This window comes from Mesorhizobium sp. M0715, assembly GCF_040320355.1.
In the GTDB taxonomy this organism is placed as follows: domain Bacteria; phylum Pseudomonadota; class Alphaproteobacteria; order Rhizobiales; family Rhizobiaceae; genus Mesorhizobium.
Genome location: NZ_JAMYPL010000005.1, coordinates 236,893 through 262,577 on the forward strand (window position 1 = coordinate 236,893; position 25,685 = coordinate 262,577).

Annotated in this window: 27 protein-coding genes; 15 read left to right on the forward strand and 12 right to left on the reverse strand. The window is 62.0% G+C overall.

The features are described 5' to 3' along the window. Positions 1-2: 2 nt before the first annotated feature. Positions 3-1,181, reverse strand: coding sequence for a BaiN/RdsA family NAD(P)/FAD-dependent oxidoreductase (locus tag NKI21_RS08865; RefSeq protein WP_023812303.1), 1,179 nt, complete (start codon positions 1,179-1,181; stop codon positions 3-5). 82 nt (positions 1,182-1,263) lie between these two features. Further along, positions 1,264-1,851, reverse strand: a complete 588-nt coding sequence (locus NKI21_RS08870) for a TetR/AcrR family transcriptional regulator (RefSeq protein ID WP_023812304.1) — start codon at positions 1,849-1,851, stop codon at positions 1,264-1,266. A 139-nt stretch (positions 1,852-1,990) separates the two neighbouring features. On the opposite strand from NKI21_RS08870, the gene NKI21_RS08875 reads away from it, so the two are divergent. After that, complete coding sequence (locus NKI21_RS08875) at positions 1,991-2,548, forward strand: DUF308 domain-containing protein (RefSeq protein ID WP_023812305.1); 558 nt, start codon at positions 1,991-1,993, stop codon at positions 2,546-2,548. Positions 2,549-2,689: 141 nt separating this feature from the next. Here NKI21_RS08875 and NKI21_RS08880 read toward each other — a convergent pair whose 3' ends face one another. The 5 genes from NKI21_RS08880 to NKI21_RS08900 form a co-directional block, all read right to left on the reverse strand. Further along, positions 2,690-3,427, reverse strand: coding sequence for a dienelactone hydrolase family protein (locus tag NKI21_RS08880; RefSeq protein ID WP_352865290.1), 738 nt, complete (start codon positions 3,425-3,427; stop codon positions 2,690-2,692). A 104-nt stretch (positions 3,428-3,531) separates the two neighbouring features. Beyond that, a complete protein-coding gene (locus NKI21_RS08885; protein WP_352439870.1) occupies positions 3,532-4,827 on the reverse strand; it encodes a CynX/NimT family MFS transporter in 1,296 nt (431 codons plus the stop codon). Then, positions 4,824-5,501, reverse strand: coding sequence for a FadR/GntR family transcriptional regulator (locus tag NKI21_RS08890; protein ID WP_128304376.1), 678 nt, complete (start codon positions 5,499-5,501; stop codon positions 4,824-4,826). Before NKI21_RS08890 ends, NKI21_RS08885 begins: the two co-directional genes overlap by 4 nt. Before the next feature lie 100 nt (positions 5,502-5,601). Beyond that, the gene (locus tag NKI21_RS08895; protein ID WP_352439869.1) at positions 5,602-6,297 is read right to left on the reverse strand and encodes a hypothetical protein; all 696 of its coding nucleotides are present in this window, start codon (positions 6,295-6,297) and stop codon (positions 5,602-5,604) included. Positions 6,298-6,386: 89 nt separating this feature from the next. Then, entirely contained in the window at positions 6,387-7,961 is a 1,575-nt protein-coding gene (locus NKI21_RS08900; protein ID WP_023812310.1) for a trimethylamine methyltransferase family protein, read from the reverse strand. A 276-nt stretch (positions 7,962-8,237) separates the two neighbouring features. Here NKI21_RS08900 and NKI21_RS08905 point away from each other — a divergent pair, with 276 nt between their 5' ends. Beyond that, the gene (locus NKI21_RS08905; RefSeq protein WP_023812311.1) at positions 8,238-8,936 is read left to right on the forward strand and encodes a cobalamin B12-binding domain-containing protein; all 699 of its coding nucleotides are present in this window, start codon (positions 8,238-8,240) and stop codon (positions 8,934-8,936) included. Between the two features lie 85 nt (positions 8,937-9,021). On the opposite strand, the gene NKI21_RS08910 is transcribed toward NKI21_RS08905, so the two are convergent. Then, the gene (locus NKI21_RS08910; RefSeq protein ID WP_023812312.1) at positions 9,022-9,162 is read right to left on the reverse strand and encodes an entericidin A/B family lipoprotein; all 141 of its coding nucleotides are present in this window, start codon (positions 9,160-9,162) and stop codon (positions 9,022-9,024) included. 64 nt (positions 9,163-9,226) lie between these two features. Between NKI21_RS08910 and NKI21_RS08915 the strand changes: the two genes are divergently transcribed. From NKI21_RS08915 to NKI21_RS08960, 10 genes are all read left to right on the forward strand, one after another. After that, entirely contained in the window at positions 9,227-9,856 is a 630-nt protein-coding gene (locus NKI21_RS08915; protein ID WP_352439868.1) for a DUF1638 domain-containing protein, read from the forward strand. A gap of 113 nt (positions 9,857-9,969) precedes the next feature. Continuing rightward, positions 9,970-10,545 carry a DUF4893 domain-containing protein gene (locus tag NKI21_RS08920; RefSeq protein WP_352439867.1) on the forward strand — a complete coding sequence of 192 codons (576 nt, stop codon included), beginning with the start codon at positions 9,970-9,972 and terminating at the stop codon, positions 10,543-10,545. Between the two features lie 93 nt (positions 10,546-10,638). Next, positions 10,639-11,421 (forward strand): formyl transferase, encoded by a 783-nt coding sequence (locus tag NKI21_RS08925; protein WP_352439866.1) that lies wholly within the window; start codon positions 10,639-10,641, stop codon positions 11,419-11,421. Between the two features lie 203 nt (positions 11,422-11,624). After that, entirely contained in the window at positions 11,625-11,927 is a 303-nt protein-coding gene (locus NKI21_RS08930; protein ID WP_027034742.1) for a virulence factor, read from the forward strand. After that, entirely contained in the window at positions 11,920-12,558 is a 639-nt protein-coding gene (locus NKI21_RS08935; protein ID WP_352439865.1) for a methylenetetrahydrofolate reductase C-terminal domain-containing protein, read from the forward strand. Before NKI21_RS08930 ends, NKI21_RS08935 begins: the two co-directional genes overlap by 8 nt. Then, positions 12,555-13,646: a methylenetetrahydrofolate reductase gene (locus NKI21_RS08940; RefSeq protein WP_352439864.1), complete on the forward strand. Its 1,092-nt coding sequence runs from the start codon at positions 12,555-12,557 to the stop codon at positions 13,644-13,646. The genes NKI21_RS08935 and NKI21_RS08940 overlap by 4 nt, the downstream gene beginning before the upstream one ends. 140 nt (positions 13,647-13,786) lie before the next feature. Then, positions 13,787-14,761 carry a methyltetrahydrofolate cobalamin methyltransferase gene (locus tag NKI21_RS08945; RefSeq protein WP_023812319.1) on the forward strand — a complete coding sequence of 325 codons (975 nt, stop codon included), beginning with the start codon at positions 13,787-13,789 and terminating at the stop codon, positions 14,759-14,761. Then, positions 14,712-16,862 carry an ASKHA domain-containing protein gene (locus NKI21_RS08950; RefSeq protein WP_352439863.1) on the forward strand — a complete coding sequence of 717 codons (2,151 nt, stop codon included), beginning with the start codon at positions 14,712-14,714 and terminating at the stop codon, positions 16,860-16,862. Before NKI21_RS08945 ends, NKI21_RS08950 begins: the two co-directional genes overlap by 50 nt. Positions 16,863-17,050: 188 nt before the next feature. Continuing rightward, positions 17,051-17,230 carry a hypothetical protein gene (locus tag NKI21_RS08955; protein ID WP_348629751.1) on the forward strand — a complete coding sequence of 60 codons (180 nt, stop codon included), beginning with the start codon at positions 17,051-17,053 and terminating at the stop codon, positions 17,228-17,230. A gap of 233 nt (positions 17,231-17,463) precedes the next feature. After that, a complete protein-coding gene (locus NKI21_RS08960; protein ID WP_128304386.1) occupies positions 17,464-18,411 on the forward strand; it encodes an alpha/beta hydrolase in 948 nt (315 codons plus the stop codon). A 27-nt stretch (positions 18,412-18,438) separates the two neighbouring features. Here NKI21_RS08960 and NKI21_RS08965 read toward each other — a convergent pair whose 3' ends face one another. Beyond that, positions 18,439-19,338, reverse strand: coding sequence for a LysR substrate-binding domain-containing protein (locus NKI21_RS08965; protein WP_127291815.1), 900 nt, complete (start codon positions 19,336-19,338; stop codon positions 18,439-18,441). Positions 19,339-19,548: 210 nt separating this feature from the next. Here NKI21_RS08965 and NKI21_RS08970 point away from each other — a divergent pair, with 210 nt between their 5' ends. The 3 genes from NKI21_RS08970 to NKI21_RS08980 all read left to right on the forward strand — a co-directional run bounded on the left by NKI21_RS08970 (position 19,549) and on the right by NKI21_RS08980 (position 21,498). Next, positions 19,549-19,734 carry a hypothetical protein gene (locus NKI21_RS08970; protein WP_013531162.1) on the forward strand — a complete coding sequence of 62 codons (186 nt, stop codon included), beginning with the start codon at positions 19,549-19,551 and terminating at the stop codon, positions 19,732-19,734. A gap of 345 nt (positions 19,735-20,079) precedes the next feature. After that, complete coding sequence (locus tag NKI21_RS08975) at positions 20,080-20,214, forward strand: hypothetical protein (RefSeq protein WP_023812324.1); 135 nt, start codon at positions 20,080-20,082, stop codon at positions 20,212-20,214. 345 nt (positions 20,215-20,559) lie between these two features. Beyond that, the gene (locus NKI21_RS08980; protein ID WP_348625597.1) at positions 20,560-21,498 is read left to right on the forward strand and encodes a GlxA family transcriptional regulator; all 939 of its coding nucleotides are present in this window, start codon (positions 20,560-20,562) and stop codon (positions 21,496-21,498) included. Positions 21,499-21,574: 76 nt separating this feature from the next. Here the strand turns inward: NKI21_RS08980 and NKI21_RS08985 are convergent, their stop codons facing one another. The 3 genes from NKI21_RS08985 to NKI21_RS08995 all read right to left on the reverse strand — a co-directional run bounded on the left by NKI21_RS08985 (position 21,575) and on the right by NKI21_RS08995 (position 25,577). Further along, positions 21,575-21,916 (reverse strand): peptidase inhibitor family I36 protein, encoded by a 342-nt coding sequence (locus NKI21_RS08985; RefSeq protein ID WP_023812325.1) that lies wholly within the window; start codon positions 21,914-21,916, stop codon positions 21,575-21,577. A gap of 166 nt (positions 21,917-22,082) precedes the next feature. Further along, positions 22,083-22,931 (reverse strand): DUF1194 domain-containing protein, encoded by an 849-nt coding sequence (locus NKI21_RS08990; protein WP_352439861.1) that lies wholly within the window; start codon positions 22,929-22,931, stop codon positions 22,083-22,085. Positions 22,932-23,015: 84 nt separating this feature from the next. Further along, positions 23,016-25,577: a GcvT family protein gene (locus tag NKI21_RS08995; RefSeq protein ID WP_352439860.1), complete on the reverse strand. Its 2,562-nt coding sequence runs from the start codon at positions 25,575-25,577 to the stop codon at positions 23,016-23,018. Between the last annotated feature and the right edge of the window lie 108 nt (positions 25,578-25,685).

Sequence of the window (25,685 nt, forward strand, 5' to 3'; positions counted from 1 at the left end):
GTCTAGGCCGCCTGCCCCGCCACCCAGCCCGATGACCATGCCCACTGGAAATTATAGCCGCCCAGCCAACCCGTGACATCGACGACTTCGCCGATGAAAAACAGGCCCGGCACGGATTTCGCCTGCATCGTCTTCTGGTCCAGCCCGTTGGTGTCGACCCCGCCCAGCGTCACTTCGGCGGTGCGGTAGCCCTCCGAGCCGGCAGGCTTGATGCGCCAGTCATTGACTGCGGCAGTTATGGTTTTCATCTGGGCGTCGGAAAGATCGGCAAGGTTGCCGTCGATCCCGGTGCGCTCGGCGATCGACTGCGCAAGCCGCTTCGGCAGATGATTTGCCAGCACCGTCTGTACCGCTTGCCGCCCATTGCTTCGCTTGGCCACGCGGATGAGGTCCGCCACGTCAACTCCCGGCAGCATGGCGATGCGGATTTCATCGCCCTCGCGCCAATAGGACGAGATCTGCAGGATGGACGGTCCGCTGACGCCGCGATGCGTGAACAGCATCGCTTCGGAGAACCGCGTCTTGCCGCAGGCGACTTCCGCGTCCACGGCATTGCCGGCCAGCGGCGCCAGCCGCTCGAGCGTGTTTGCGTCGAAGGTCAGCGGAACCAGCGCCGGCCGCGTTTCGACAACAGCAAGGCCGAACCGTTCGGCAAGCTCATAGCCGAAACCGGTCGCCCCCATCTTGGGGATCGACTTGCCGCCGCAGGCCACGACCAGCGACTGGCAAGTAACCAAGCCTGTGAAGAGGGTGAGCGCAAACCCCTCCACGGTTTTGCGGACATCCTCAACGCTGGCCGAGAGCGCCAGCTCCACGCCCCTGCCCCGCATTTCCGAGACCAGCATGTCGATGATCTGGCGTGCGGAGCCATCGCAGAACAGCTGCCCAAGCGTCTTCTCGTGATAGGCAATGCGGTGGCGTTCGACGAGGGCGATGAAATCGCGCTGCGTGTGGCGGCTGAGCGCCGAAATGCAGAAATGCGGATTGCCCGACAGAAAATTCTTCGGGCTGGCATGGATGTTGGTGAAATTGCACCGGCCGCCGCCGGAGATGCGGATCTTCTCGCCAGGCATTGCCGCATGATCGAGGATCAGCACCGAACGGCCGCGCTTGGCCGCCTCCACGGCGCACATCATTCCGGCGGCACCCGCGCCGATGATCACGACATCATAGGATTGCATCAGGCTATTCGTTTCCGCTCGACCCACTCACATGGGGCCGCGCCATTTGTGCTGCCTGATACCACTTTGGCCCGACAGTTTTCTAGCAATTCCGTCCCAGCAGCATGGTGATCTGGAGGGTGACGATTGTGGTGAACAGCCCGGGATCACTGAAAGCCCTCGCGGACAGCATTGCCCCATGAACCGATGCCATCAGCATCTGGGCCTCCTCCTCCGGCCGGTTGTTCAAGCGGAACAAGTCCTGCTCCATTCCAGCCCGCAGCACCGACGTAAGCCATCCCGCGAGATTTTGGAAATGGGCACGAACGCGTGATGCGACCTCTTCCGGCAGCATCTGCATCTCGCCGGCGAGCATCGCGCAGACGCAGAAGGACGGCGAGGCATCGCGAATGCATGTCCGCCAATAGTTCATGTAGGACTGCAGTTGTTCAGCAGGGCTTGAGAGTTCTCCCCGGAGAGACTCCAAACCCACTTCGGCCTGCCGCCTGTAACGATCCACCAGCACCGAAACCAGCTCGGCCTTCGTCGGAAAATGATGGTGGATGCTCGCCTTCCTGATCCCGATGGCAGCCGAGATATCGGCATAGCTGAACCCGTTGTAGCCTCCCGCGACGATGAGAGACTGCGCGACATCGAGGATCTTTTCTGAAGTCGAAGCCATTGATTCCATATCGCTGCCTACCTTCTGGTAGGCGAACTGTCAAGGTTATGCATCGTTCCCGATTCTCACAGGGAGGTGTCCGGAGATCGGGTTGACTTAGAGGTTTTGGCTACCTACTAATAGGTAGATAGCAATAAGGAATCTGCCGATGCAAAACCAATCTTTCACCCAGTCCGGATGGCTACGATCCTATTATTTCGTACGCGCCATATTTTCTATCGCCTGGGTTGCTGCCGCCATCCTATTCAACGGGCAACCCGGTCCCACCGCGCTTCTGCTCGTGATCTACCCCGCATGGGACGCCCTCGCCAATCTGGTTGACGCCAGGGTAAATGGCGGCCTGAAAGCCAACTCGTCCCAGGCATTGAACGTCGTGGTCAGCCTGATAACGACGCTCGCTGTCATCGTGGCGGTCGCCAACAGCATGTATGCCGTTCTGGCCGTGTTTGGGGTTTGGGCGATCCTCTCGGGCCTGCTACAGCTGAACACGGGATTAAAGCGTTGGCGCTACCAAGGCGCACAATGGGCGATGATCCTGAGTGGTGCGCAGTCGGCCCTCGCTGGCGGCTTCATGATCAGCCGATCCCTCGGCACGGCTGCGCCGACGATTCTGGACATCGCCCCTTATGCCGGGTTCGGCGCGTTTTACTTTCTGCTCTCCGCAATTTGGCTTGTCGTAGCAGCCTATCGCAAGGCAAACGCCTAGGCGCAGCCTGATCCGGCGGCGGCAAGGTGAACAGTCATCTGCCGCCGTCGAAAGGGCAAGCATCGCTCACTCTTCGCCGCATCGGCTGCCATTCTGGTTCAAAGTCACGTAGCGTCCTGCTCAGGGGCGCGACCCCTGACCTTAGATCAGCGTCTCGGCGAACAACGTCGTCAGCCGCTTCCAATGGCGTTCGGCACCCGCGGCATTGAAAACGCTATGATCGGGCACGCACCAGCCATGCGCCATGCCGGCATAGTTCTCGATGACGTGGTCGACTTCCGCAACCCGCAACGCTTCCTCCAATCGCATCGATTGTTCCGGCGGGAAACTTCTGTCGACACCCGACATGCCGATATAGACGCGCGCCTTGATGGAGGCTGCCTTACGATGCGGGCTGTCGGCGGCGTCGCTGGCCAGATTGCCGCCATGGAAGCTTGCCGCCGCCTTGATCCTGTCGGGATAGGTTGCAGCCGCATTCAGTGCCCGGCCGCCACCCATGCAATAGCCGACGGTACCGATCGGCCCGGTGATGCCTACCGCCGCAAGCGCGTCGAGGAATGCACCGCTGTCGCTGATGGTCATCTCCTGCGTCGTGCCGGTGACCAGCGCCATCAGCGCTGTCTTGGTCTTTTCCTCGACGAACGCGGTCTTGGCGTCGAACGGCCCGTAAGGCGCGTTGCGGTAGAACAGGTCGGGCACCAGCACCGCATAACCTTCATTCGCCAGCCGCTCGGCCAGGCTGTCGAGCGCCGGTCGCGGACCGAAGGCGTCCTGATAGAGAATGACGCCGGCCTTGGCAGGAGATGCGTTTGCCGAGTGAAAAAGCCCTGCTTTGGCAACGCCATCCCTGGTCTTGATCTGCAGGTCCTGCTTCGTCATCGCCCGCTCCGTTCGATTGATGCGCGATACATATCCGGCCAAGCCGATACGGCAAGGCGTTCCCTGAACCTGACAGTCAACATTTCGTGCAGGATTGCGTGACGCTATTGCTCGCCCTCGCGCACGGTCCGCGCGCCGACATGCAGCGCACGGCCGGCACCGAGCCCCATGATGGCTACGCCAAGCCCGAGCGCGACGAACAGGAACGCCGTCCCCGAAAAACTGCCGGTCCAATCGCGGATCAGGCCCACCAGCAGCGGGCCGAATGCCGCCAGTACATAGCCGACGCCTTGCGCCATGCCTGAAAGATGCGCGGCGACATGCGAATCCGGCGAACGCAGCACGATCAAGCTCATGGCAGCCGCGATAAGGCCCCCCTGCCCAATGCCTTGCAGGACCGCCCAGAACAGCACCGTCGAGGTCGGCGCAAAGAGAATGCCGAGCAGCGCGATCACCGCCGTGGCAACGAGCGCCACATTGATGCCGCGCTGGTCCTTCAGCCGCATCGCAAAGGATGGCACGGCGAGGCACGTGATGACCTGCGCCATCACCGACACCGAAACCATCGCACCGGCGGTGGCCGCGTCAAAGCCGCGCTCGCGCAGGATCGGCGCCAGCCAGCCGAAGATGCAATAGGCAAGTGCCGACTGCAGCCCCATGAACAGCGTCACCTGCCAAGCCAGGCGATCGCGCCAAAGCCCGACGACGTGAAAGCCGCGATGACTGACCTGCCGACGGCTGCCCAGCGCCTGCGGAATCCAGATCAAAAGCACGACCAATGTAGGCACCGCCCAAGCAGCGAGTGCCCCGGACCATGAACCGGTGACAAAATGCTCGATCGGCAGCGTGAAGCCCGCGGCGGCGGCCGAACCGGCGCAGAGCGCCATGGTGTAGAGCCCGGTCATGACAGCGGCCCTGTCGGCGAAATCGCGCTTCACCAGGCCCGGCAGCAGCACATTGCCGATGGCAATCGAGCCGCCGGCCAGGAAGGTGGCGACAAACAGCAGGGGAACCGTACCGAACCAGCGCAGCCCTGTTCCCAGCACCAGCAGCGCGAGTGCACCCAGTAAAGTGCGTTCGGCCCCGTAGCGCTGCGCAAGCCTTGGCGCGAAGGGCGCGAACAGGCCGAGGCACAGGACGGGCAGCGTCGTCAGCAGGCTCGCGCCCGTCGTCGAAAGACCGGTTGCCTGCATCACCTCGGGCAACAGCACCGACAGGCTGGAAAACAGCGGCCTCAAGCTGAAGGCGATCAGCACAAGGCTTGCGCCAAGCACGATGCGCGCCGCACGGCTGCGCAGTTCAGGCGGCTGCGGCATGGGCAGGCTGTCGGCCTCGGCATCGATGAGTTCCAGACCCTCGACCTCGGCCTTCGGATCAGGCTGACGAAAACTCTGGTTCATTGCGAAAGCAGTCTTTCAAGTTGGGCAAGCACCGGCGCCATGAAGGCTCGGACGGCGGCAACGGCGCGCTCGGGATCGCTCGCGGCAATGGCGTCGACGATTGCCGCATGCGCCTGGTGGTCCGGTTCGGGCAGATCGCCGTCGATGGTGGCATGGATGGTCTCGGTGATGGCGGCGGTGAAGAAGTCATAGAGCTCCATCATCGCCCTGTTGCCGGACGCCGCGACGACGGATTTGTGGAAAGCAAGATCGCGCCGGATGAAGGCTTCGCTTCCGCCGTCGGCGACGGTGCCGCGCGCGGCAAGCAATTGCCGCATCCGCTCGAGGTCGGCTGGCGTGTGACGCAAGGCGGCGAGCCTCGCGGCCTCGAGGTCCAGCGCCGCCCGCGCCTCCCACTGATCGCGCAAGCCGCTGCGTTTGACCCGGTCAAGCGCGGCAGAAGTATCGACGGCGGAGCGCACATAGGTGCCCGAGCCCTGACGCGTATTCAGCAACCCCTGCGAGACCAGCACCCGCACCGCCTCGCGGACGGTGCCCCGACTGACCGACAGAAGGTCGGTCAGAGCTGCCTCGTTGGGGATACGCTCGCCGACACCCCAGCGGCCGCTGACGATTTCAGCCCGCAGGCTCTCGGTGGCGCTGTCGGTGAGATTGGTTCGGATAGCAGGTTGCATCGGCCTATTCATCAAGTCATCAGATGACTTGATGAATAGGCTTGCTTCTAACTGCCGTCAAGATGCTCGAAGCGAACGAGCACCACGTAATGGGAATGGATCAGTTGGTGGCTCGTGCGAAGCTCGCCATGTGGTAGGCCTGAACCTCCGGCGGATAGCGATACTCCGTGCCATAGGGGCACGCATTGCGATCAAGGCAGCCGCCGCTGCGGCAAGGCGAGCCGCCGGCTCCACGCACATGCGTCAGGCAGGATTGATAAGCAAATCCTTGCGCGGAATAGGCGTCGGCCGGACAAGATTTCAGGCAAGGTTTCTCGACGCAGCTATCGCAAAGGTGAGGCGCCGTTTCGCCGGCTTGAATCGGAAGCTCGTCCTCGAACAGCAGCGCACCGCGATAGGCATGCCATAGCCCGTATTGCGGATGCATGAGGATGCCGAGCGGCGACGGCTTCAGTCCCTCCGCCCGCATCGCCCATTGCTGAAACGGCAGATAAGGTCTGTCGGAAGGGGAAACGGCTCGCGCCCCGAATGCCTCGGCCACGGCTCCGATCACTTCGCGCGACCACGTGTCGAGCGGATTGGCGATGGTCTGCGATTGCTTGTCGATCCAGCGCAGGAAATGCGGCCAAGGCGCTGCACCCGCCTGCCCGACCAGCAGGACGGATTTGACGGGAGCACCTGAGAGGTCGGCAAACGGGGTTTCGCTCGCTCCGCACTTGAAGCCGCCGCGCAGGATGAGGCCATGGGCCGAAAGCACGGTCGCGATGTCCTCAACCCGGCGCCCCGCGGCAATCATTCCTTCTTGACCGGATCGGAGAACGCGCTCCGCCAGACTTCCTTGTGGATGATGTTGGCGACTTTAGCCCCGCCTGACTCGGGCTCCTTTCAAGTGAAGGCGTCGGGCATCGACCCCTTCTTCTTGGCGATGAAGTCCTGCAACGCTTCGTCGATGCTCGGATCGAGATACGGCGCCTCGTAGCTTTCCAGCCAGCGGCGGGCAAGTTCGTTGGCACGCTGCGGCGCGGTCTTCTCGCCTTCGGCCAGCCACTGCTCGTAGGAATTGTTGTCGGCGATGTTGGAGCGGTAGAAGGCGGTCTGGAAATTGGCCTGGGTGTGGTCGCAGCCGAGATAGTGGCTGCCGGGGCCGACCTGGCGGATGGCGTCCATCGCCTGGCCGTTTTCCGACAGGTCGACGCCCTCGGAAAACTTCTGCGTCATGCCGAGCTGATCGATGTCCATCATGAACTTCTCATAACAGGACGCGAGCCCGCCCTCGAGCCAGCCGGCAGAGTGCAGCACGAAGTTGGTGCCGGCCAGGATGGTCGAGTTCAGCGTGTTGGCGCTTTCATAGGCCGCCTGAGCATCCGGAACCTTGGACGCGCAGAGCGAGCCGCCGGTGCGGAACGGCAGGCCCAGCCGACGCGCCAGCTGTGCGGCGCCATAAGACACCAGCGACGGCTCCGGCGTGCCGAAGGTCGGCGCTCCCGACTGCATCGAAATCGACGAGGCGAAGGTGCCGAACAGCACCGGCGCGCCGGGACGGATCAACTGCGTGAACGAGGCGCCGGCCAGCACTTCGGCCAGGACCTGCGTTAGCGTGCCGGCCACCGTCACCGGGCTCATCGCGCCCGCAAGGATGAACGGCGTGACGATGCAGGCCTGGTTGTGGCGCGCATAGACTTTCAGCGCGCCGAGCATGGTCTCGTCGAACACCATCGGCGAGTTGGCGTTGATCAGGCTGGTCAGCACCGTGTTGTTCTCGACGAAATCGTCGCCGAAGACGATCTTGGCCATGGCGACGGTGTCTTCGGCGCGTTCCGGCGCGGTCACCGAGCCCATGAACGGCTTGTCGGAATATTTGATGTGGCTGTAGATCATGTCGAGGTGGCGCTTGTTGACCGGCACGTCGACGGGCTCACACACCGTGCCGCCCGAATGGTGGATCGACGGCGCCATATAGGCGAGCTTCACGAAATTCTGGAAATCCTCGATCGTCGCATAACGCCTGACGCCATCGAGGTCACGCACGAAGGGCGGACCGTAGACCGGCGCAAAGACGGTGGCATTGCCGCCGATCTGCACCGAACGCTCGGAATTGCGCGCATGCTGGGTGTAGACGGACGGCGCGGTCTTGAGCAGCGAACGGCACAGCCCCTTCGGAAAGTGCACGCGCTCGCCCTTGACGTCGGCGCCGGCCTCTTTCCACAGTTGCAGCGCTTCCGCGTCATCACGGAAGATGATGCCGATCTCCTCGAGCACCGTGTCGGTGTTCTTCTCGATCAGCGCCAGGCCTTCCTCGTCCAGCACCTCGTAAACGTTGATCTTGCGCTTGATGTAGGTGAGCTGCGTACCCGGGCCACCGCCCGAACGTGCTGCCCGCCGGGCTGCAGCCCCGCCACTGGCGCCACGCCCACGTCGCGCGTTTGACGCTTCCTGATCGACTGCCGCGTGTTCGCTCATGGTGGTTCTTCCCTGAATCTGTTCTTGTCTGGAATCCATAGCGGCTGCATCTCGCCGCTTCTTGCCAGATCGTAGCCATGCACCCTATTCGAAACGGCCCGCCAGCGCCAACGCCTGTCGCAAAATCGACAAGAATTCCAAGAGAGTTACGGTCGCTTTCCTTTTGCGGGAAGTCGCAAATCAGCTATGGATACCTGCCCCCAGCGGGTTAGGTATGAACGCGAATATTTTGTGCCTTGCGACGCACGTCGCGATGCCGGCAGGAGCTCGATACAAATGGCCGACGACGAGATCATCCTTTCCGAACTTTCCGACGACGAGTTGGTGCAGCAGATGCACGACGATCTCTATGACGGGCTGAAGGAAGAGATCGAGGAAGGCACCAACATCCTGCTCGAGCGCGGCTGGGTGCCCTACAAGGTGCTGACCGAGGCGCTGGTCGAAGGCATGCGCATCGTCGGCGAGGATTTTCGCGACGGCATCCTGTTCGTGCCCGAAGTGCTGTTGTCGGCCAATGCGATGAAGGCCGGCATGTTCATCCTGCGTCCGCTGCTCGCCGCCACCGGCGCGCCGAAGCAGGGCAAGATGGTCATCGGCACCGTCAAGGGCGACATCCACGACATCGGCAAGAACCTCGTCGGCATGATGATGGAAGGTGCTGGCTTCGACGTCATCGATCTCGGCATCAACAATGCGGTCGAGAAATATCTCGATGCGATCGAACAGCACCAGCCCGACATCATCGGCATGTCGGCCCTGCTGACCACGACCATGCCCTATATGAAGGTCGTCATCGACACGATGAAGGAAAAGGGCATCCGCGACGACTATGTCGTGCTGGTCGGCGGCGCGCCGCTGAACGAGGAATTCGGCAAGGCCGTCGGCGCCGATGCCTATTGCCGAGACGCGGCGGTGGCGGTCGAGACCGCCAAGGACTACATGAAGCGCAAGCACAATGTGCGCGCTTCGGCCTGATTGGCCAATTCGGCCGGAGAACAGGAAAAGCCGCGCCTTGCAGCGCGGCTTTTTTGTTCCCAGATGAAGAAAGGCCGGGTGCGGATCAGGGATTGTTGACGGTGTCCTCGACCGCATTGGCGGTTGATTTGACGTCCTTGCCGACGCCTCGGACGGTGTTCGCACAAGCCGTGAGGGCCAGGGCGCAGGTCAAGATGGCAATTGGCGTGATGCGTAGCAGTTTCATGGACGGTGTCTCCCTCAATAGATAAATTAGCGCTACAGCAACGAAGGCCGGCTCGACGGGTTCCATGGCCAAGACGCAAAAAACGAAACCGAATCAAGACGACAGGCTGCTCGTTATCGCCTGTGGGATGATTGCGCGCGAAATTCTGGCCGTCAAGGAACAGCTCGGACTGGATCACCTCGACCTGACCTGCCTGCCGGCGGAATTCCATTTCTACCCGGACCGCATCGCTCCGGCCATGGACAAGGCAATCGAAAAGGCCAAGGCCGAAGGCTACAGCAACATCTTCGTCGGCTATGCCGATTGCGGCACCGGCGGCCTGCTCGACAGGGTCTGCGAGAAGCATGGCGTCGAGCGCATGGCCGGCCCGCATTGCTTCGCCTTCTACCAGGGCATGGAGGCCTACGCGAAGGTCGCAGACGACGACATGATGTCGTTCTACATGACCGACTTCCTCTGCCGGCAGTTCGACGCCTTCTTCATGAAGCCGCTCGGCCTCGACAAGCACCCGGAACTGATCAAGGACTATTTCGGCAACTACGAGAAGCTGATCTATCTGGCCCAGACCAATGATCCGGAACTCGACAAGGTCGCCGAAAAGGCCGCCAAAATGCTCGGTCTCGTTTATGAACGCCGCGCCACTGGCTATGGCGACCTGACGGTCGGAATGGCGCAGGCGGCTGCACACGCCTGAAGCAATTCTTGACCCGCTATGCTCCAACCCTGGATGACAGGCCATCGAGAACGGGTAAGTTGTGCGCCACAAGGCAACAGGCCCTCCAGCCATTCGAACGTGGAAACGCACCGATGACACCTCGCCTCTTGATAGCCGCACTCGGTCTCCTCTGTTTCGCCCTGCCCGCTCATGCCGATGGCGAGATACAGAAACTCATCACCCCAGCCGACAAGGCACGGCTCGACAAATATGGCGAGACCCGCAAGGTGGCACTCGCCGAGGCGAAAGCGGGCGACCCCGCCGAGGTCAAGCAACTCGACGCCTTGCTGGCAAAACCGCTGGTGGCCTTCTCCGACAAGGACCTGACCGGCAGCTGGCGGTGCCGCACCATCAAGGCCGGCGGATCTCTGCCGCTCGTCATCTATGGCTGGTTCAAATGCAAGGTGACTGATGACGGTTCCGGCTGGCGGCTGGAAAAGATCAGCGGCTCGCAACGCACCAAGGGCCGTTTCTTCGACGATGGCGAGAAACGCGCGATCTATCTCGGCTCCTTCTATGTCAACGACGATCCGGCAAAGCCCTATGGCAGCGGCCCGCAAACCGACCAGGTCGGCTATGCCTTCCGTAACAGCGCCAAGGAATGGCGCATCGAATTCCCGGCGCCCTACTATGAATCGAAGCTCGATATCATCGAATTCAAGCGCTGACCGGGCATCGAAGAGCTGATCACCAAGGATTAACCCGGACGCCCTAGCATCCGCCCATTGTCGAGAACGGGTTGCTTGGAGGGGGCAAGATCCATGGCAGCATCAGAATCCAGTACGCGTCCGATCTTGGTCGTCACCGGCGGCGGCCAGCATGTCTGGGCTATGATCAATGCAATCGCCGATCGCGTCGGTCCTGTCAGCGTTGTCCTCGAAACACCTGAATCCAAAAAGCAATTGCTGCGTGGCCGGGCTCGCCGCCAGGGCTGGATCTCCGCCATGGGCCAGCTTGGCACGATGGTGCTGAGCAGGTTGGGCAAGCGATTCCTGGCCGGCCATAGCGCGCGATTGATTGCCGAGGAGAAGCTGGAGGTTGAGCCGCGACCAGGCCAGGAGATCATCCAAGTAGCCTCGGCCAATGGGCTTGAGTGCCTGCAGGCGATCCAGAAGATCCGGCCAGGCGTTGTGCTGCTCAACGGTTGCCGACTAATCTCGGCTGAGATGCTGAGCAAAATGCCCTGCCCGGTGCTCAACTACCATGCAGGCATCACGCCGAAATATCGCGGCATGAATGGCGGCTATTGGGCTCTGGTATCAGGCGATGCGCAGAATTTCGGCACGACTGTCCACCTCGTCGACGCTGGCGTCGACACTGGTGGCGTGCTGAAGCAGGCGCGCGGCAGATCGAAAAAAGGCGACACCATCTCAAGTCACGCGCTACGCCAGACGGCGTTCTCGCGCGACATCTGCGTCGAGGCCGTCAGCGATGCACTGGCTGGAAAACTCACGACGATCAATCCCGGCCTGCCTTCGAAGCTGTGGTATCATCCGACGATCTGGTTCTACGTCTGGACCGGCCTCAGAACCGGCATCTGGTAGCGAGTTCCTCGCCCGTATCCGCATGCCGCACGCTGGCTCTTCCGGCGCGTCGAACCTGCCGCCAGCACACGCCGCAAACGAATAAACCCACCTTTCATTTTACGACATCCAAATGCGTCGCTTTTGAATGCGCGCGCGTCGTCCCATAACAAGCGGCCCCACTGCGCTTCCGGCAATGCTCGCAGATCGAGGAGTGAGAATTCATGGCCGATCTGATCGTCGTCTACTGGCGCGACATCCCTGCCCAGATCATCGTCAAGAAGGGCAGGCAGAACGCCAAGCGTGAACTGCCGCTGCGCTTCACCGAGGCGATCGACATGTGCGCCATGCGCACCGGCGCCGGCGGCACCGACGACTATCTGGCCGAATGGCGCAAGGCCGATCCAATTCCGGTCGGCGACGACCTCGAAGCCGAAGTCGAGAAGGCATTCAACGATATCGACACGAAATACGACCGCGAGCGGCTGGTCGCCCTGGTCAAGGCAGGCGGCAAAGAAAATGTCTGAAACCATTCCTGCCAAGGATGGCCAAAGGGTTGTCCAGCCGGTTACCCAAGCCACTCTGGTCAAGAAGGCAGCGCCGAAATCCGACTACAAGCCGGCCGACGTATCGCCGCAGCGGCGCGTGCAGCGCTCCTTCGCGGTCCGGCTGTGGTCGATCAGGCACTCGCGCCTGCTCGAATGGTTCTACGGCAAGTTCGCCGACATGTTCCTGACGCTCCATCCCCTGTGGAAAGGCATCGGCTACGGCCGCGTCGAAGGGCCGATCAAATTCGTCGAGAAGCGCGTCAAGGGCTTCATGTTCGACTGTCGCATGTGCGGCCAGTGCATCTTGTCGTCGACCGGCATGTCGTGCCCGATGAACTGCCCCAAGCAACTGCGCAACGGCCCTTGCGGCGGCGTCCGCGCCAACGGCAATTGCGAGGTCGAGCCCGATATGCCCTGCGTCTGGGTCAAGGCCTGGGAAGGCTCGCAGAACATGGTGCATGGCGACAGAATCCTGACCGTGCAGAAGCCCGTCGACCAGTCGTTGCGCGAAACCTCGGCCTGGCTGCGGGTGACCGCGCAGGCGGCCACCGCGCGCGAAGCAGCCGCCGCCGCCAAGAATGGGGCGGCAAACACCGGGGCATCGGCATGATCGGACGCCAGCTTGACGAGAACCCGGCCGGCATCCACCTGCCGCTCGACCCCCTGCCCGGCCACACCTCGCGCGGCCGGCTGGAGCGCGTGCTTCGGCGCGGCGAGTTCGCGGTGACGACGGAGCTCAATCCGCCTGACAGCGCCGATCCGGAAGACGTCTACAACAGGGCAAAAATCTTCGATGGCTGGGTCGACGCCATCAACGCCGTCGACGCATCCGGCGCCAACTGCCACATGTCCTCGGTCGGCATCTGCGCACTTCTGACCCGCATGGGCTATGCGCCGATCATGCAGATCGCCTGCCGCGACAAGAACCGCATCGCCATCCAGGGCGACGTACTGGGCGGTGCCGCGATGGGCGTCGCCAACATGCTGTGCCTCACCGGCGACGGCGTGCAGGCCGGCGACCAGCCCGGCGCCAAGCCGGTGTTCGACCTCGATTGCATGTCATTGCTCGAGACCTGCCGCATCATGCGGGACAACGGCAAGTTCTTGTCCGGCCGCAAGCTGACGACGCCGCCGCAGCTTTTCCTCGGTGCTGCGATCAATCCGTTCGCGCCACCGATCGATTTCCGCCCGCATCGGCTGGGCAAAAAGATCGCCGCCGGCGCGCAATTCGTGCAGAGCCAATATTGCTTCGACGTGCCGATGTTCCGCACTTACATGCAGAAGGTGCGCGACCTCGGTTACACCGAAAAATGCTTCATCCTGGTTGGCGTCGGCCCGCTCGCATCAGCCAAGACGGCCAAGTGGATCCGCTCGAACGTGCCGGGCATCCATATTCCCGATCAGGTCATCAAGCGGCTGGAAGGCGCCCAGGACCAGAAGAAGGAAGGCAAGCAGCTCTGCATCGACATCATCAACGAAGTGAAGGAAATATCAGGCGTTTCCGGCGTCCATGTTATGGCCTATCGGCAGGAAGAATATGTCGCCGAGATCGTCGATGAATCGGGCGTGCTGAAGGGCCGCCAGCCATGGAAACGCGAGATCCGTCGCGACGACCAGCTTGTCGCCGACCGGCTCGACAGCATATTGCACGACGACATTACCGAAACGCAGGTGGACATGGTGAAGACCGCGCACTGATGTATGTCGCGCAAAGTGGGAGCCGGTTTTGGGACAACGACATACTTTAACTCGAGGCGAAGCGCGGACGGCCACCCACTCGCTTGAACGAAAACAGACAACGATATAAAGAAATCTTTATATCATGGCGGAGAGACTTCATGACCCGTACCATCGTCGCCTCGGCGACCCGAGAAATCATCATCGGCTTCGACCAGCCGTTCTGCGTGATTGGTGAGCGCATCAATCCGACCGGCCGCAAGAAGCTGGCCGCCGAGATGATCGCGGGCAATTTCGAGACCGTCATCAGGGACGCACTCGAGCAGGCAGCCTGTGGCGCCACCATGCTCGACGTCAATGCCGGCGTCACCTCGGTTAACCCGAACGAGACCGAACCCGGCCTTTTGGTGCAGACGCTGGAGATCGTGCAAGGGCTTGTCGACCTGCCGCTGTCGATCGACAGCTCCGTCACCGCCGCGATCGAAGCCGCGTTGAAGGTCGCCAAGGGCCGCCCGCTGGTCAACTCCGTCACCGGCGAGGAAGAAAAGCTCGAAGCCATCCTGCCGCTGGTCAAGAAGTACAATGTGCCTGTCGTCGCCATCTCCAACGACGAGACCGGCATTTCGATGGACCCGGACGTGCGCTTTGCCGTCGCCAAGAAGATCGTGCAGCGCTGCGCCGATTTCGGCATCCCCGCGCATGACGTCGTCGTCGACCCGCTGGTCATGCCGATCGGCGCGCTGGGCGATGCCGGCCGCCAGGTCTTCGCGCTGCTGCGACGCCTGCGCGAAGAGCTCAAGGTCAACACCACCTGCGGCCTGTCCAACATCTCCTTCGGCCTGCCGCATCGCCACGGCATCAACGCCGCCTTCATCCCGATGGTGATCGGCGCCGGCATGACGTCAGCCATCATGAACCCGGTGCGTCCGCAGGAAATGGAAGCCGTGCGCGGCGCCAATGTGCTGAACGGCACCGACGAGAACTGCACCAACTGGATCCGTACCTACAAGGACTATAAGCCGGCAGAAGGCGGCCAGGCCGTTGCCGCCCCGACGCAGGTCAATGCGCCGGGCGACGGCGCCGGCAATGGCGGTCGCCGCCGTGGCGGTCGTGAAGCCCGGATGGGCCGAGGATAAGCGCGCAATCGTGAACTCACCTGCAAACATCACCGATCCGCTCGTGCTTTTCATGCCGTCCGGCAAGCGCGGGCGGTTTCCTGTCGGCACGCCGGTGCTTGATGCCGCGCGCCAGCTTGGTGTCTATGTCGAAAGTGTGTGCGGCGGACGCGCCACCTGCGGGCGCTGCCAGATCGAAGTGCAGGAAGGCAATTTCGCCAAGCACAAGATCACCTCCTCCAACGACCACATCACGCCCAAGGGTGCCAAGGAAGAGCGCTATGAGCGCGTCCGCGGCCTGCCCGAACGGCGCCGCCTCTCTTGCTCGGCGCAGATCCTCGGCGACCTCGTCATCGACGTGCCGCAGGATACGGTCATCAACGCGCAGACCATCCGCAAGGATGCCGACACCAGGGTGATCGCCCGCGATACGGCGATCCGCATGTGCTATGTCGAGATCGAAGAACCCGACATGCACAAGCCGCTTGGCGATCTCGACCGGCTGAAGATCGCGCTGATGCATGATTGGGGCCTGAAAAGCCTCGATTTCGATTTTTATCTGCTGCCGCAGGTGCAAGGCATCCTGCGCAAGGGCAACTGGACCGCCACCGCTGCCATCTACAAGGATGCCGACAGCGAGACCGCGCGTGTCGTGGCGCTGTGGCCCGGCCTCAAGAACGAAGCCTATGGGCTCGCCTGCGATATCGGCTCGACCACCATCGCCATGCATCTGGTGTCGCTGCTGTCGGGCCGCGTCGCCGCCTCGTCGGGCACCTCGAACCCGCAGATCCGCTTCGGCGAGGACCTGATGAGCCGCGTCTCCTATGTGATGATGAATCCTGACGGGCGCGAAGGCATGACGGTCGCCGTGCGCGAGGCGATCTCGGGTCTCGTCGACAAGGTCTGTGCCGAAGGCAATGTCCAGCGCAACGACATCCTGGACAGCGTCTTCGTCGGCAATCCGATCATGCACCATCTGTTCCTCGGCATCGATCCGACCGAGCTTGGCGGCGCGCCCTTTGCGCTGGCCGTTTCGGGCGCCGTGCATATCAAGGCATCCGACATCGGCCTGAAGCTTAACCAGGGCGCCAGGCTCTATATGCTGCCTTGCATCGCCGGCCATGTCGGCGCGGACGCGGCGGCGGTGACGCTGTCGGAAGGCCCGCACCGCCAGGACGAAATGATGCTGATTGTCGACGTCGGCACCAATGCCGAGATCGTGCTCGGCAATCGCTCGCGCGTGGTTGCCGCCTCCTCGCCCACCGGCCCGGCCTTCGAGGGTGCTGAAATCTCCGGCGGCCAGCGCGCCGCACCGGGCGCGATCGAGCGCGTGCGCATCGACCCAGACACGCTGGAGCCGAAATACCGCGTCATCGGCTCGGAACTGTGGTCCGACGAACCGGGCTTCCTGGAAAGCGTCCAGGCAACCGGCGTCACCGGCATCTGCGGTTCCGGCATCATCGAAGTGGTGGCGGAGATGTATCTCGCCGGCATCATTTCCGAGGACGGCGTCATCGACGGCGGGCTTTCGGCCCGTTCGCCGCGCGTCACCGCCAACGGCCGCACCTTCTCCTATGTGCTGAAGGAAGGCTCCGCCGCATTGACGGAAGATGGGCCGAAGATCACCATCACCCAGACCGATGTGCGCGCCATTCAGCTTGCCAAGGCAGCGCTTTATGCCGGGACCAAGCTGTTGATGGAAAAGCAGAACACCGAGCATGTCGACCGCATCCATTTCGCCGGCGCCTTCGGCTCCTTCATCGATCCGAAATACGCCATGGTGCTCGGGCTGATCCCGGATTGCGACCTCGACAAGGTCTCGGCCGTCGGCAACGCCGCAGGTGCCGGCGCCCGCATGGCGCTGCTCAATCGCGGCTACCGCCGCGAGATCGAGGACACGGTCAGCAAGATCGAGAAGATCGAGACGGCGCTGGAACCGAAATTCCAGGAGCATTTCGTCTACGCCATGGCGCTGCCCAACAAGGTCGATCCGTTCCCAAAACTGTCGGCAGCGGTGAAACTGCCGCCGCGCAAGACGGTCAGCGAGGACGGTGTTGCCGGCGACGCTGCTCCGCGACGGCGTTCGCGCGAAGGCCACGCCGCCAGGCGTGGACGGGAATAAGCGGCCGCGCCCACCGCCTTTCCAAACTCATTTGCATGCAAATGTTTCCGGATCGCTTGATCCGGAAACCAAAACGCTGTTTTCGTGAAATTCGCCAGATACATGGCAGGCGCATTCAACCGGCATCGAATGGCAGGCTGGAGATATCTTTCAGCCGTCGCAACGCTCCAGAGGAGACAACGATGTCAATGCTCGAAAGCCTCGGCCGCTATGGCACGGCCATCAAGAATGCTCACGACCGCAGCAAGGCGCGGCGCTTGTTGAACAGTCTGCCGCCTGAGATTCAGAAGGACATCGGCTGGCCGGTGTCGCCGCGATCCAGCGAAAAGGCAGCACTCATCAACACCATCTGGAGCGCCGCGCGCTGATGACCTTCGCCGACAAATGCAAATTGCTCGGCATGCGCCGGGGATCACGCATGTCCCCGGCGACCACCAGCAACCGGCTGCGTGCCGCACTTTTGCCGCGCCGCTGAGCATCGCGGCGCGGATCACACCAGCGTGTAGATACGGCGCGAATCTTGACATTTTCGGCCACGGCACGATCTTCGAAGATAGTGGGGGTTCTCTTAGTCGGCTTTGGCCGAAGTTCGCGTATCCGCATGCCAAGTTTGAAAAGCCATGTCGTGTCTTTTGTCCTGCGGCACAGCCGCAAGCAGGCATTTGCCAGTCCGGAAAATCTGCAGCGCTGGATCGCGGCCGCGCGCAAGACCGAGAACCACCGGCCTCCCGCCTCGCTGCACCAGCGTCTCGACATCGAGATGCATACGGTCGATGGCTTCCCCGTCTACGAAATCGCACCCAGGACCGGCGAGCAGAAGCGGATTCTCTACTTGCACGGTGGTGCATATGTCTTTGAAATCACACCCTATCATTGGCACCTAATCGCCGAGATGGCGGATCGGCTGGGCTACGGGATCACGGTGCCGATCTATCCAATCGCTCCCGAACACGATTTCCATGCCATGTTCGGAATGGTTGGCGATGTCTACCGGCAGATGCTCGCCGAGACGGAAGCCGAAGACATCGTCTTCATGGGCGATTCCGCCGGCGGCAATATGGCTGTGGTGCTGACCATGATGGCCGCCGAAGAAGGACTGCCCCTGCCGTCGCGGCATGTGCTCATTTCGCCGGGTCTCGACGTGTCGCTCACCAATCCCGCAGTGTTCGAGGCGGAACGCAACGACCCTTGGCTGGGCATAGCTGGCGGACGAGAGGCAATTCGCCTGTACAGTGCCGGCATCGATCCCAGCGATTGGCACATCAGCCCGGTCTATGGAGATTTGTCCGTGCTGCCAAGAACGCTGCTTTTGACCGGCTCGCGCGATCTTTTGACTCCCGACAATCTGATCTTCGCCGAAAAAGCCCGCGCAGCCGGCGTTGAAATCGATCTTGTCTATGAGGAAGGCATGTTCCACGTCTGGCCGCTGATCGACATGCCGGAAGCCCGGCGCGCCCGCGAGCGCATCGTCGCCTTTCTCGGGGAGAGCCGGATCGTGCACGATACGAGAGTAAGGCATGAACAGCGCCCCGCCGAAGCGGCGGAGTAGCTCTATACTATCGTCCTTGCCAGCCGGTCAGAACTTGCCGGTTTCCCGGAAGACTTCGAAAGTCGCGCGGATGTGGTCGGCAACGGCCTTGACCGGGGCACTGGCATCCGGCGCCACCACCATTGCCAGATTGTAGGTCCCGATGTCGGGCATGCCGTCCTTCGGGCAGAGTTCGACCATGTCGTTGCCGAGGAACGACTTCGGCAATGGCGCCACGGCGAGATCGGACATGATCGCGGCGCGCTGGCCGGCCGTGTGCGCGCTCATATAGGCGATGCGGTAGTTGCGGCCCTCGCGGCCAAGCGCGTCGAGCGCCCCGGCACGCCAGGCGCAGCCCTCTTCCCACAGCGATACCGGCAAGGGCTCGCGCAGATGCGCACAGCCGCCCTTGGCGCCGGCCCAGACGATCGGCTCGGTCAGCAGCACCTCGGCGCCGAGCGCGCTGGTCTTGTAGGAATTGGTCAACAGCGTGATGTCGAGCGCCCGGTCGTCCATGCGCCGGCGCAGATTGCTGCTCTGGTCTATGGTGACGTCGACGGCGATCGACGGATGCGACTGCGCGAAACGCTTCAGCACATGCGGCAGCACGCGCTCACCGTAATCGTCCGGCGAGCCAAGCCGCACCACACCGACAATGTCGGGAATGATGAACTTCGACACCACCTCGCGATTAATGGACAGCAGCCGGCGGGCATAGCCGAGCAGCATCTCGCCGTCCGTGGTCAGCGACACCGAGCGAGCGTCGCGCGCGAACACGGAGCGGCCGAGAATGTCCTCGAGCTTCTTGATCTGCATGGAAACGGCCGACGGCGTGCGGAACACGGCATTGGCGGCGGTGGTGAAGCTGCCGGTCTCGGCAATCGCCACGAACGTGCGCAAAACATCGAGATCGAGCAGTGGCAGCGGATGATTGAGCGGGGCGTTCATGGCAACCGACCTTCAATTTTTCTGATACAAAACATCATTCCATTTCGTTTGATTGAACATCAGATTGGGAGGATAGTCAACTCCATCGAAGCAGTAGCTGCCACGAGCAGCCATGAAACGACCTCGACACAGACCTGCATTCGACACGAAATGAAGTTGAAACAAACCCCAACTCGCTGTCTGGCACTAGCCAACCCAAAGGAGAAAGAGATGTCTATCCTGTCGTCCCTTGGTCGCATCGCGACCGAATTCAGCGCGGCACGCGCCCGCTACCAGACCGAGCGCGCTATCCGCTCCCTGCCGATCGAACTGCAGAAGGATATCGGCTGGCCTGAAGCTTCCGACACCAAGACCGGTACTCGCAATGGCATCGGATCCTGGGCTGGAGCAAAGTAGATCGTGTGTACCATGTGCTGAAGGCCTGCCGCGCAGCCCGCCCGGCAGGCCTTCTCTGTTTTATTTGTATTCAACAGAGCTTTGGAGCCATGTCGCCGGCGCATGACGCATGACGCATATGAGAAAGCCGCATAGCAGCTCCTGTTTCCAATTAATGCCTTGTAAATAATCGTAAATTTTGGGCACCTTGCTCAAATCTGTCGCAATCGATGTCGCATTTCATATCAAGCGCTTCGCTTTTGCGATTTAGTTTCTGCTTACACAAGCCTATATCAGCGCCAGCAAACGAGCTGCCCCACTCCATCAAGCGAAGGCGACCCGTCTAAGCAACAAATGGAGATGATTATGAAGCTTTTTGCACGCCTCTTTGCCCGCCGCGAAATGAACCTGACCACCGCTCTCGAGCGTCAGCGTCTTGCCAACACCATGCCCGGCCAGACCGGCGCCATGAATGCGGCGCGCCTCGGCTTCATCGCCTGAAGATTTCTAGAGGCAGCGCATCCCTGCCGCTGCTTTAAAATTGCAACACCGCCTGGCTCCAGCCAGAGCGGCGTTTTGTTCTGTGCGCAGGCCGTACGTTGCCCGTCCCTTGAACAGTTCGTGCCACTTCCAGGGCTCGCTGCACGCCGATTGCCCATTTGCGACCCATGTCGCAAATTTAATCTTGTCGTAGCGGCGTAGCCGATTGACAGACATGGTTTTTCCTGATGTCGCTATGCTATTCGCGACATCCTGTTCGCGCCATGGCTGTGTGAGGTTCCCTTGAACGCGGTAAAGCATCCGATCAAGCGATCGTTTGTATTCTTCCTTATTCCCGATTTCACCATGATCGCTTTTGCGACCGCGCTCGACCCGCTGCGCTCGGCCAATCGCATGCTCGGCTACGAGGCCTATCGCTGGCGCCTCGCCAGCATCGACGGCAAGCCGGTGCGCGCCTCGAACGGGGTCGAATGCGCGGTCAACACCTCGCTCGAGGATGAGCGCAAGAAGATGGCCGGCCCCGACCGGCCGAACATGGCCATCGTCTGCAGCGGCATCAATGTCGAGCGTTATCAGAACAAGTCCGCCTTCGCCTGGCTGCGCGAGGAATACAATCGCGGCGTCGCCGTCGGCGGCCTGTGCACCGGCGCGCATATCCTCGCCGCCGCCGGCCTGTTGTCCAACAAGCGCTGCGCCATCCACTGGGAGAACCTGCCGGGCTTTTCCGAGGCGTTTCCGAAGGCCAATGTCTTTGCCGACCTCTTCGAGATCGACCAGAATATCTACACCTGCGCCGGCGGCACTGCCGCGCTCGACATGATGCTGAAGCTGATCGGCGACGACTTTGACGAGAACCTCGTCAACCGCGTCTGCGAGCAAGTGCTGACCGACCGCGTACGCAGCCCCACCGACCGCCAGCGCCTGCCACTACGCGCCCGCCTCGGCGTCCAGAACTCGAAGGTGCTGACCATCATCGAACTGATGGAGGGCAATCTGTCGGAGCCGCTGTCACTGATCGAGATCGCCGACCATGTCGATCTGTCGCGCCGCCAGATCGAGCGGCTGTTCCGCACCGAGATGGGCCGCTCCCCTGCCCGCTACTATCTGGAAATCCGGCTCGACCGCGCCAGGCACCTCTTGATCCAGTCGTCGATGCCGGTAGTCGAGGTGGCGGTCGCCTGCGGCTTCGTCTCGGCATCGCATTTCTCCAAATGCTACCGAGAACTCTACGCCCGCTCGCCGCAGCAGGAGCGCGTAGACCGCAAGCAGCTGCTGGCGGCCTGATCCGATACGCCCACGGACAAACAGGCTAGTGTCATGATATCGTCAGGCAGCGGCGCCCCGCTGCCTGGAACCAACCTCAGTAATCGTCGCAGGTGCATTCCGCCGAGGAGATACGGTCGTTCCAGTCACTGCCGCCCAAATTGCGGATCCTGCGCGTGATCTCGATCGAGCGGCCGCCCATCCTAGAATCCTCATAGGCCACGAGCGTGCAGCCGCGGCGAACGATCACCGACGACACACGGTCATTCCAGAACTGGCCGCCACGAAAATTTACGGAATCCTCGGCACCCATGCCGATGGACCGCCCGCGAAAATTCCCGTTCTCGAACATGATACAGGCAGCCTGGTTGTATTGGGCGCTGGCGACGTCGGCATACAGCACGGACGCGACTGCGGTCAGGATGGCAAGACGTCTCATCGGTTTTTCCTCGGTTCGGCAGCGCTCCTGGCTGGGTCACGCGGCCTGCCCAGTTTGCCACTGCTTCGGTCGCGGAGGCAAGCCTGGAGCGTAAGCCCGAACAGGTAGGCAGCGGGGCAAGAGCGGGAGCCGGTTCGGCAAAGATCACGCTCAATGGGGAAGAGCTTTAGCGGCTGTCGAACATCCAGCTGCGGTTTCGCCACATTTTCTCGCCGACCAGACAGTCGGTGGTGGATCTCTCCTGTGCCAATATCACCGGCGGATGCGCGGCTTCTTCCGCCGCCCATTGCGGCGAGGCCGGGCCGGCGAGTTCCAACACCAGCTTGCGGCGAATGGCTTCGGGAAACTGCGTCCAGTCATTGACCGGGATCATGAAGGCTCCGGGACCACCAATGACGCAGTCGCTGTAGTAGCGATCGAGATTGCTGACGTCGTAGGCGCCGGTGAAGCCGCCTCGCGTCATCAGCGGCAGGCCGTTGATGACGATGCCTTGCTTGATCAGCTCGTCGCGGGTCAGGTTGACCGGCGCGCCCTGATTGTTGGGGCCGTCGCCCGAAATGTCGATGACCCGCTTCGTGCCTCGGTAGCCGCTTTCGGCGAACAGGTCGTTGCCGAACTCCAGCGCTCCGGAGATCGAGGTGCGCCGCGCGCTGTTGGGCGGCTGCGCCGACAACTGCGCAACCACGCGCTCGGCGTCGGTGCGGCTGGCGATCACCGTCCACGGCACGATGACGCGCTGCCAGGTGGTACCGGCCCATTCGACATAGGTGACGGCGATCTTGCCATGGGCGCCGTCGGCAATGGCCTGCAGCACATTGTCGTGCGTCAGCGCGGCTGCGTAGCCATGACGCTGGATCTCGAGCTCGTCCGGTGACATCGACAGCGAGACATCGACGGCCAGCACCAGCTCGACATCGACGGGCTCGTCAGCAAGGGACGCCGGCGCCAACCAAAACGTCAGCGCGAACGCGGCACAGCCCGAAAGCAAATGTCTAGCACAGGCAAAAGCAGACATTCCGCAAGGGTAAGCGAAAGCAGCCCGTTTAAAAAGGGAAAAGCCCGACCAAGGCCGGGCTTTGCGTTCTCAAATTCTGCTGCTTCAACTGCGCGGCTTCAAATTCTCCGGATCATAAAGCGGCTTGTAGCCGACAGCGGCGACTTCGACCGGATATGTCTCGCCGAAATACTCGATGGTGAGCTTGCGGCCTTCCTGGGCGTAGGCCCATGGCAGATAGGCGAGGCCGATGTTCTTGCCGATGGTCGGGCCATAGGCCATCGACGTGGTGAACGACCGGCGGCCGAGTTCGTCGACCAGCGTCTCGCCGGTCTTCGGGTCCATCACCGGCATCGTGCCGACAGGATAGCGGGCAACGCCTTTGGAATCGACATTACTGGTCATCACCAGCGTGCACAGCATGGCCGGTTGGTGCTCGCGGGCGCGGTATTCGACATGTTTGGCCTTGCCGCAAAAGTCGTTCTCCTTGACCTTCGGACGCGCAAGATCGGCTTCGAGCAGGTTGTACTCGGTCAAAAGGTCGGCGTTCTGCAGGCGCAGGCTCTTTTCCATACGGCGGGTGTTGGCATAGGTCTCAACGCCGAAGGGCATCACGCCGGTCGAGCGCAGCGCGTTCCAGACAGCGAGACCGTCCTCGTAGCGCATATGCAGTTCCCAGCCCTGCTCGCCGACATAGGAGATGCGGAAAGCGCTGACATCCTTGCCGCCGATCCGGACCGGCTTGATCGCCGCGAATGGGAAGTTCTCAACAGAGAGCCCGTCCGGATTCTCGACCACCTTCTGCAACGTCGCCCGGGCGTTCGGCCCCCAGATGCCGATGGTGACATATTTCTCGGTCACGTCGGTGATGGTGACGTCGAAACCTTTGTCCTGTGCCGTGCGGCGCATGTACTGGAAGTCGCGCGGACCGGCGTCGGCGCCATCGATCAAACGACAGCGGTCGGCCATGCGGATGACGGTGAAGTCGGCGCGCACCATGCCTTCCTCGTCGAGGAAGTGAGTGTAGATGCCCTTACCGATGTTGTTGTCGCCGCCGATCTTGGCCGCGCACAGCCATTCCAGCAGCGCGACATGGTCGGGACCCTCGATGTCGTACATAGCGAAATGCGACAGGTTGACGATGCCGCAATCCTCGCTCATGGCGAGATGTTCGGCATTGGAGACGCGCCAGAAATGGCGGTTGTCCCATTCGTTCTCACGCACCGGCACCCGGTTGCCGTATTTTTCCAAGAGATGCTCGTTGGCGGCGTAGCCGTGGGCGCGCTCCCAGCCGCCAAGCTCCATGAAATAGCCGCCGAGTTCCTTCTCGCGTTCCCAGAACGGCGAGCGCCTGATGTTGCGGGCTTTCGAGAACGGCTCGCGCGGATGCACCGCCGGATTGTAGACCTTCATCGCCGTCTCGGTGCAGCGATCCCAGATGAATTGCTCCTTGGTCTGGTGCGGATAGAACCGTGCATAGTCGATGGCATGGTGATCGATCGCGGTGCGGCCGTCGGTCATCCAGTCGGCGATCAGCTTGCCCATGCCGGGACCATCCTTGACCCAGATGGCGACGGCATACCAAAGGCCCCGCACCTTCTGGCTTTCGCCCATGGACGGGCCGCCATCCGCGGTCACCTGCAAGAGACCGTTGAAGGAATGGCTCTCATTGTAGCCGAGTTCGCCGAGGATCGGCGTCAGTTCCATGGCGCGTTCGAGCGGTGCCAGGATCTGCTCCATGTCGAGGTCGCGCTGTGAGGGCGAAAGCCGCGCCTGGTCCTTCTCCAGCAGGTCGCGCGGATGGCAAAGGCGCGGATTGGTCTCTTCGTAGTAACCCCACTCGATCTGCCCGCCCTCGGCGGTCTTTGGATCGCCGGTGTCACGCATATAGGCCGAGTTGCCCTGGTCGCGCAGCAGCGGCCAGCCGATCTCCTTGCCGGTGCCGGCAAACTCGTTGTAGGGGCCGAAAAAGGTCAGCGGATGGTCGATCGGCATGACAGGCAGATCCTCGCCGACCATTTCCGCGATCAGCCGGCCCCATATGCCGGCGCAGACGATGACATAGTCGGCCTCGATGGTGCCGCGATCGGTCACCACGCCTGAAATGCGGCCGTCCTTGACGACAAGCGACCGAGCCGGCGTGTTGGCGAAGGATTTGAGCTTGCCCGAGGCTTCCGCCTGGTCGACCAGCTTGCCGGCGACCGTCTGCGAGCGCGGGATGACCAGACCGGCATCGGGATCCCACAGGCCGCCCTGCACCATCGCTTCTTCGATCAGCGGAAATTTTTCCTTGATCTCGGCCGGTTCGATCAGACGGGCGCGCGTGCCAAACGCCTTGGCGGAGGCGATCTTGCGCTTGATCTCTTCCATGCGGCTGTCGTCGCCGACACGCGCAACCTCAAGGCCGCCGATACGCGCGTAATGACCCATCTTCTCGTAGAAATCGATGGAGTAGAGCGTCGTCCAGCACGACAGGAAATCGTGGCTGGTGGTGTAGCAGAAGTCGGAGGCGTGCGCGGTCGAGCCGATATCGGTCGGGATGCCTGATTTGTCGATGCCGACAATATCGTCCCAGCCGCGTTCGATCAGATGATGGGCGATCGATGCGCCGACAATACCGCCCAGGCCGACGATGACGACCTTCGCCTTTTTCGGAAACTCTGCCATTGCCCGCGACTCCAAAGTGATAAAGCGGGCGGACTATAGGGCGGAGCGGCAGGCCGATTGAAGCCTGTTTGCGACATTGGCAAAAAGCCGAGCGACCAGACGGCAGAA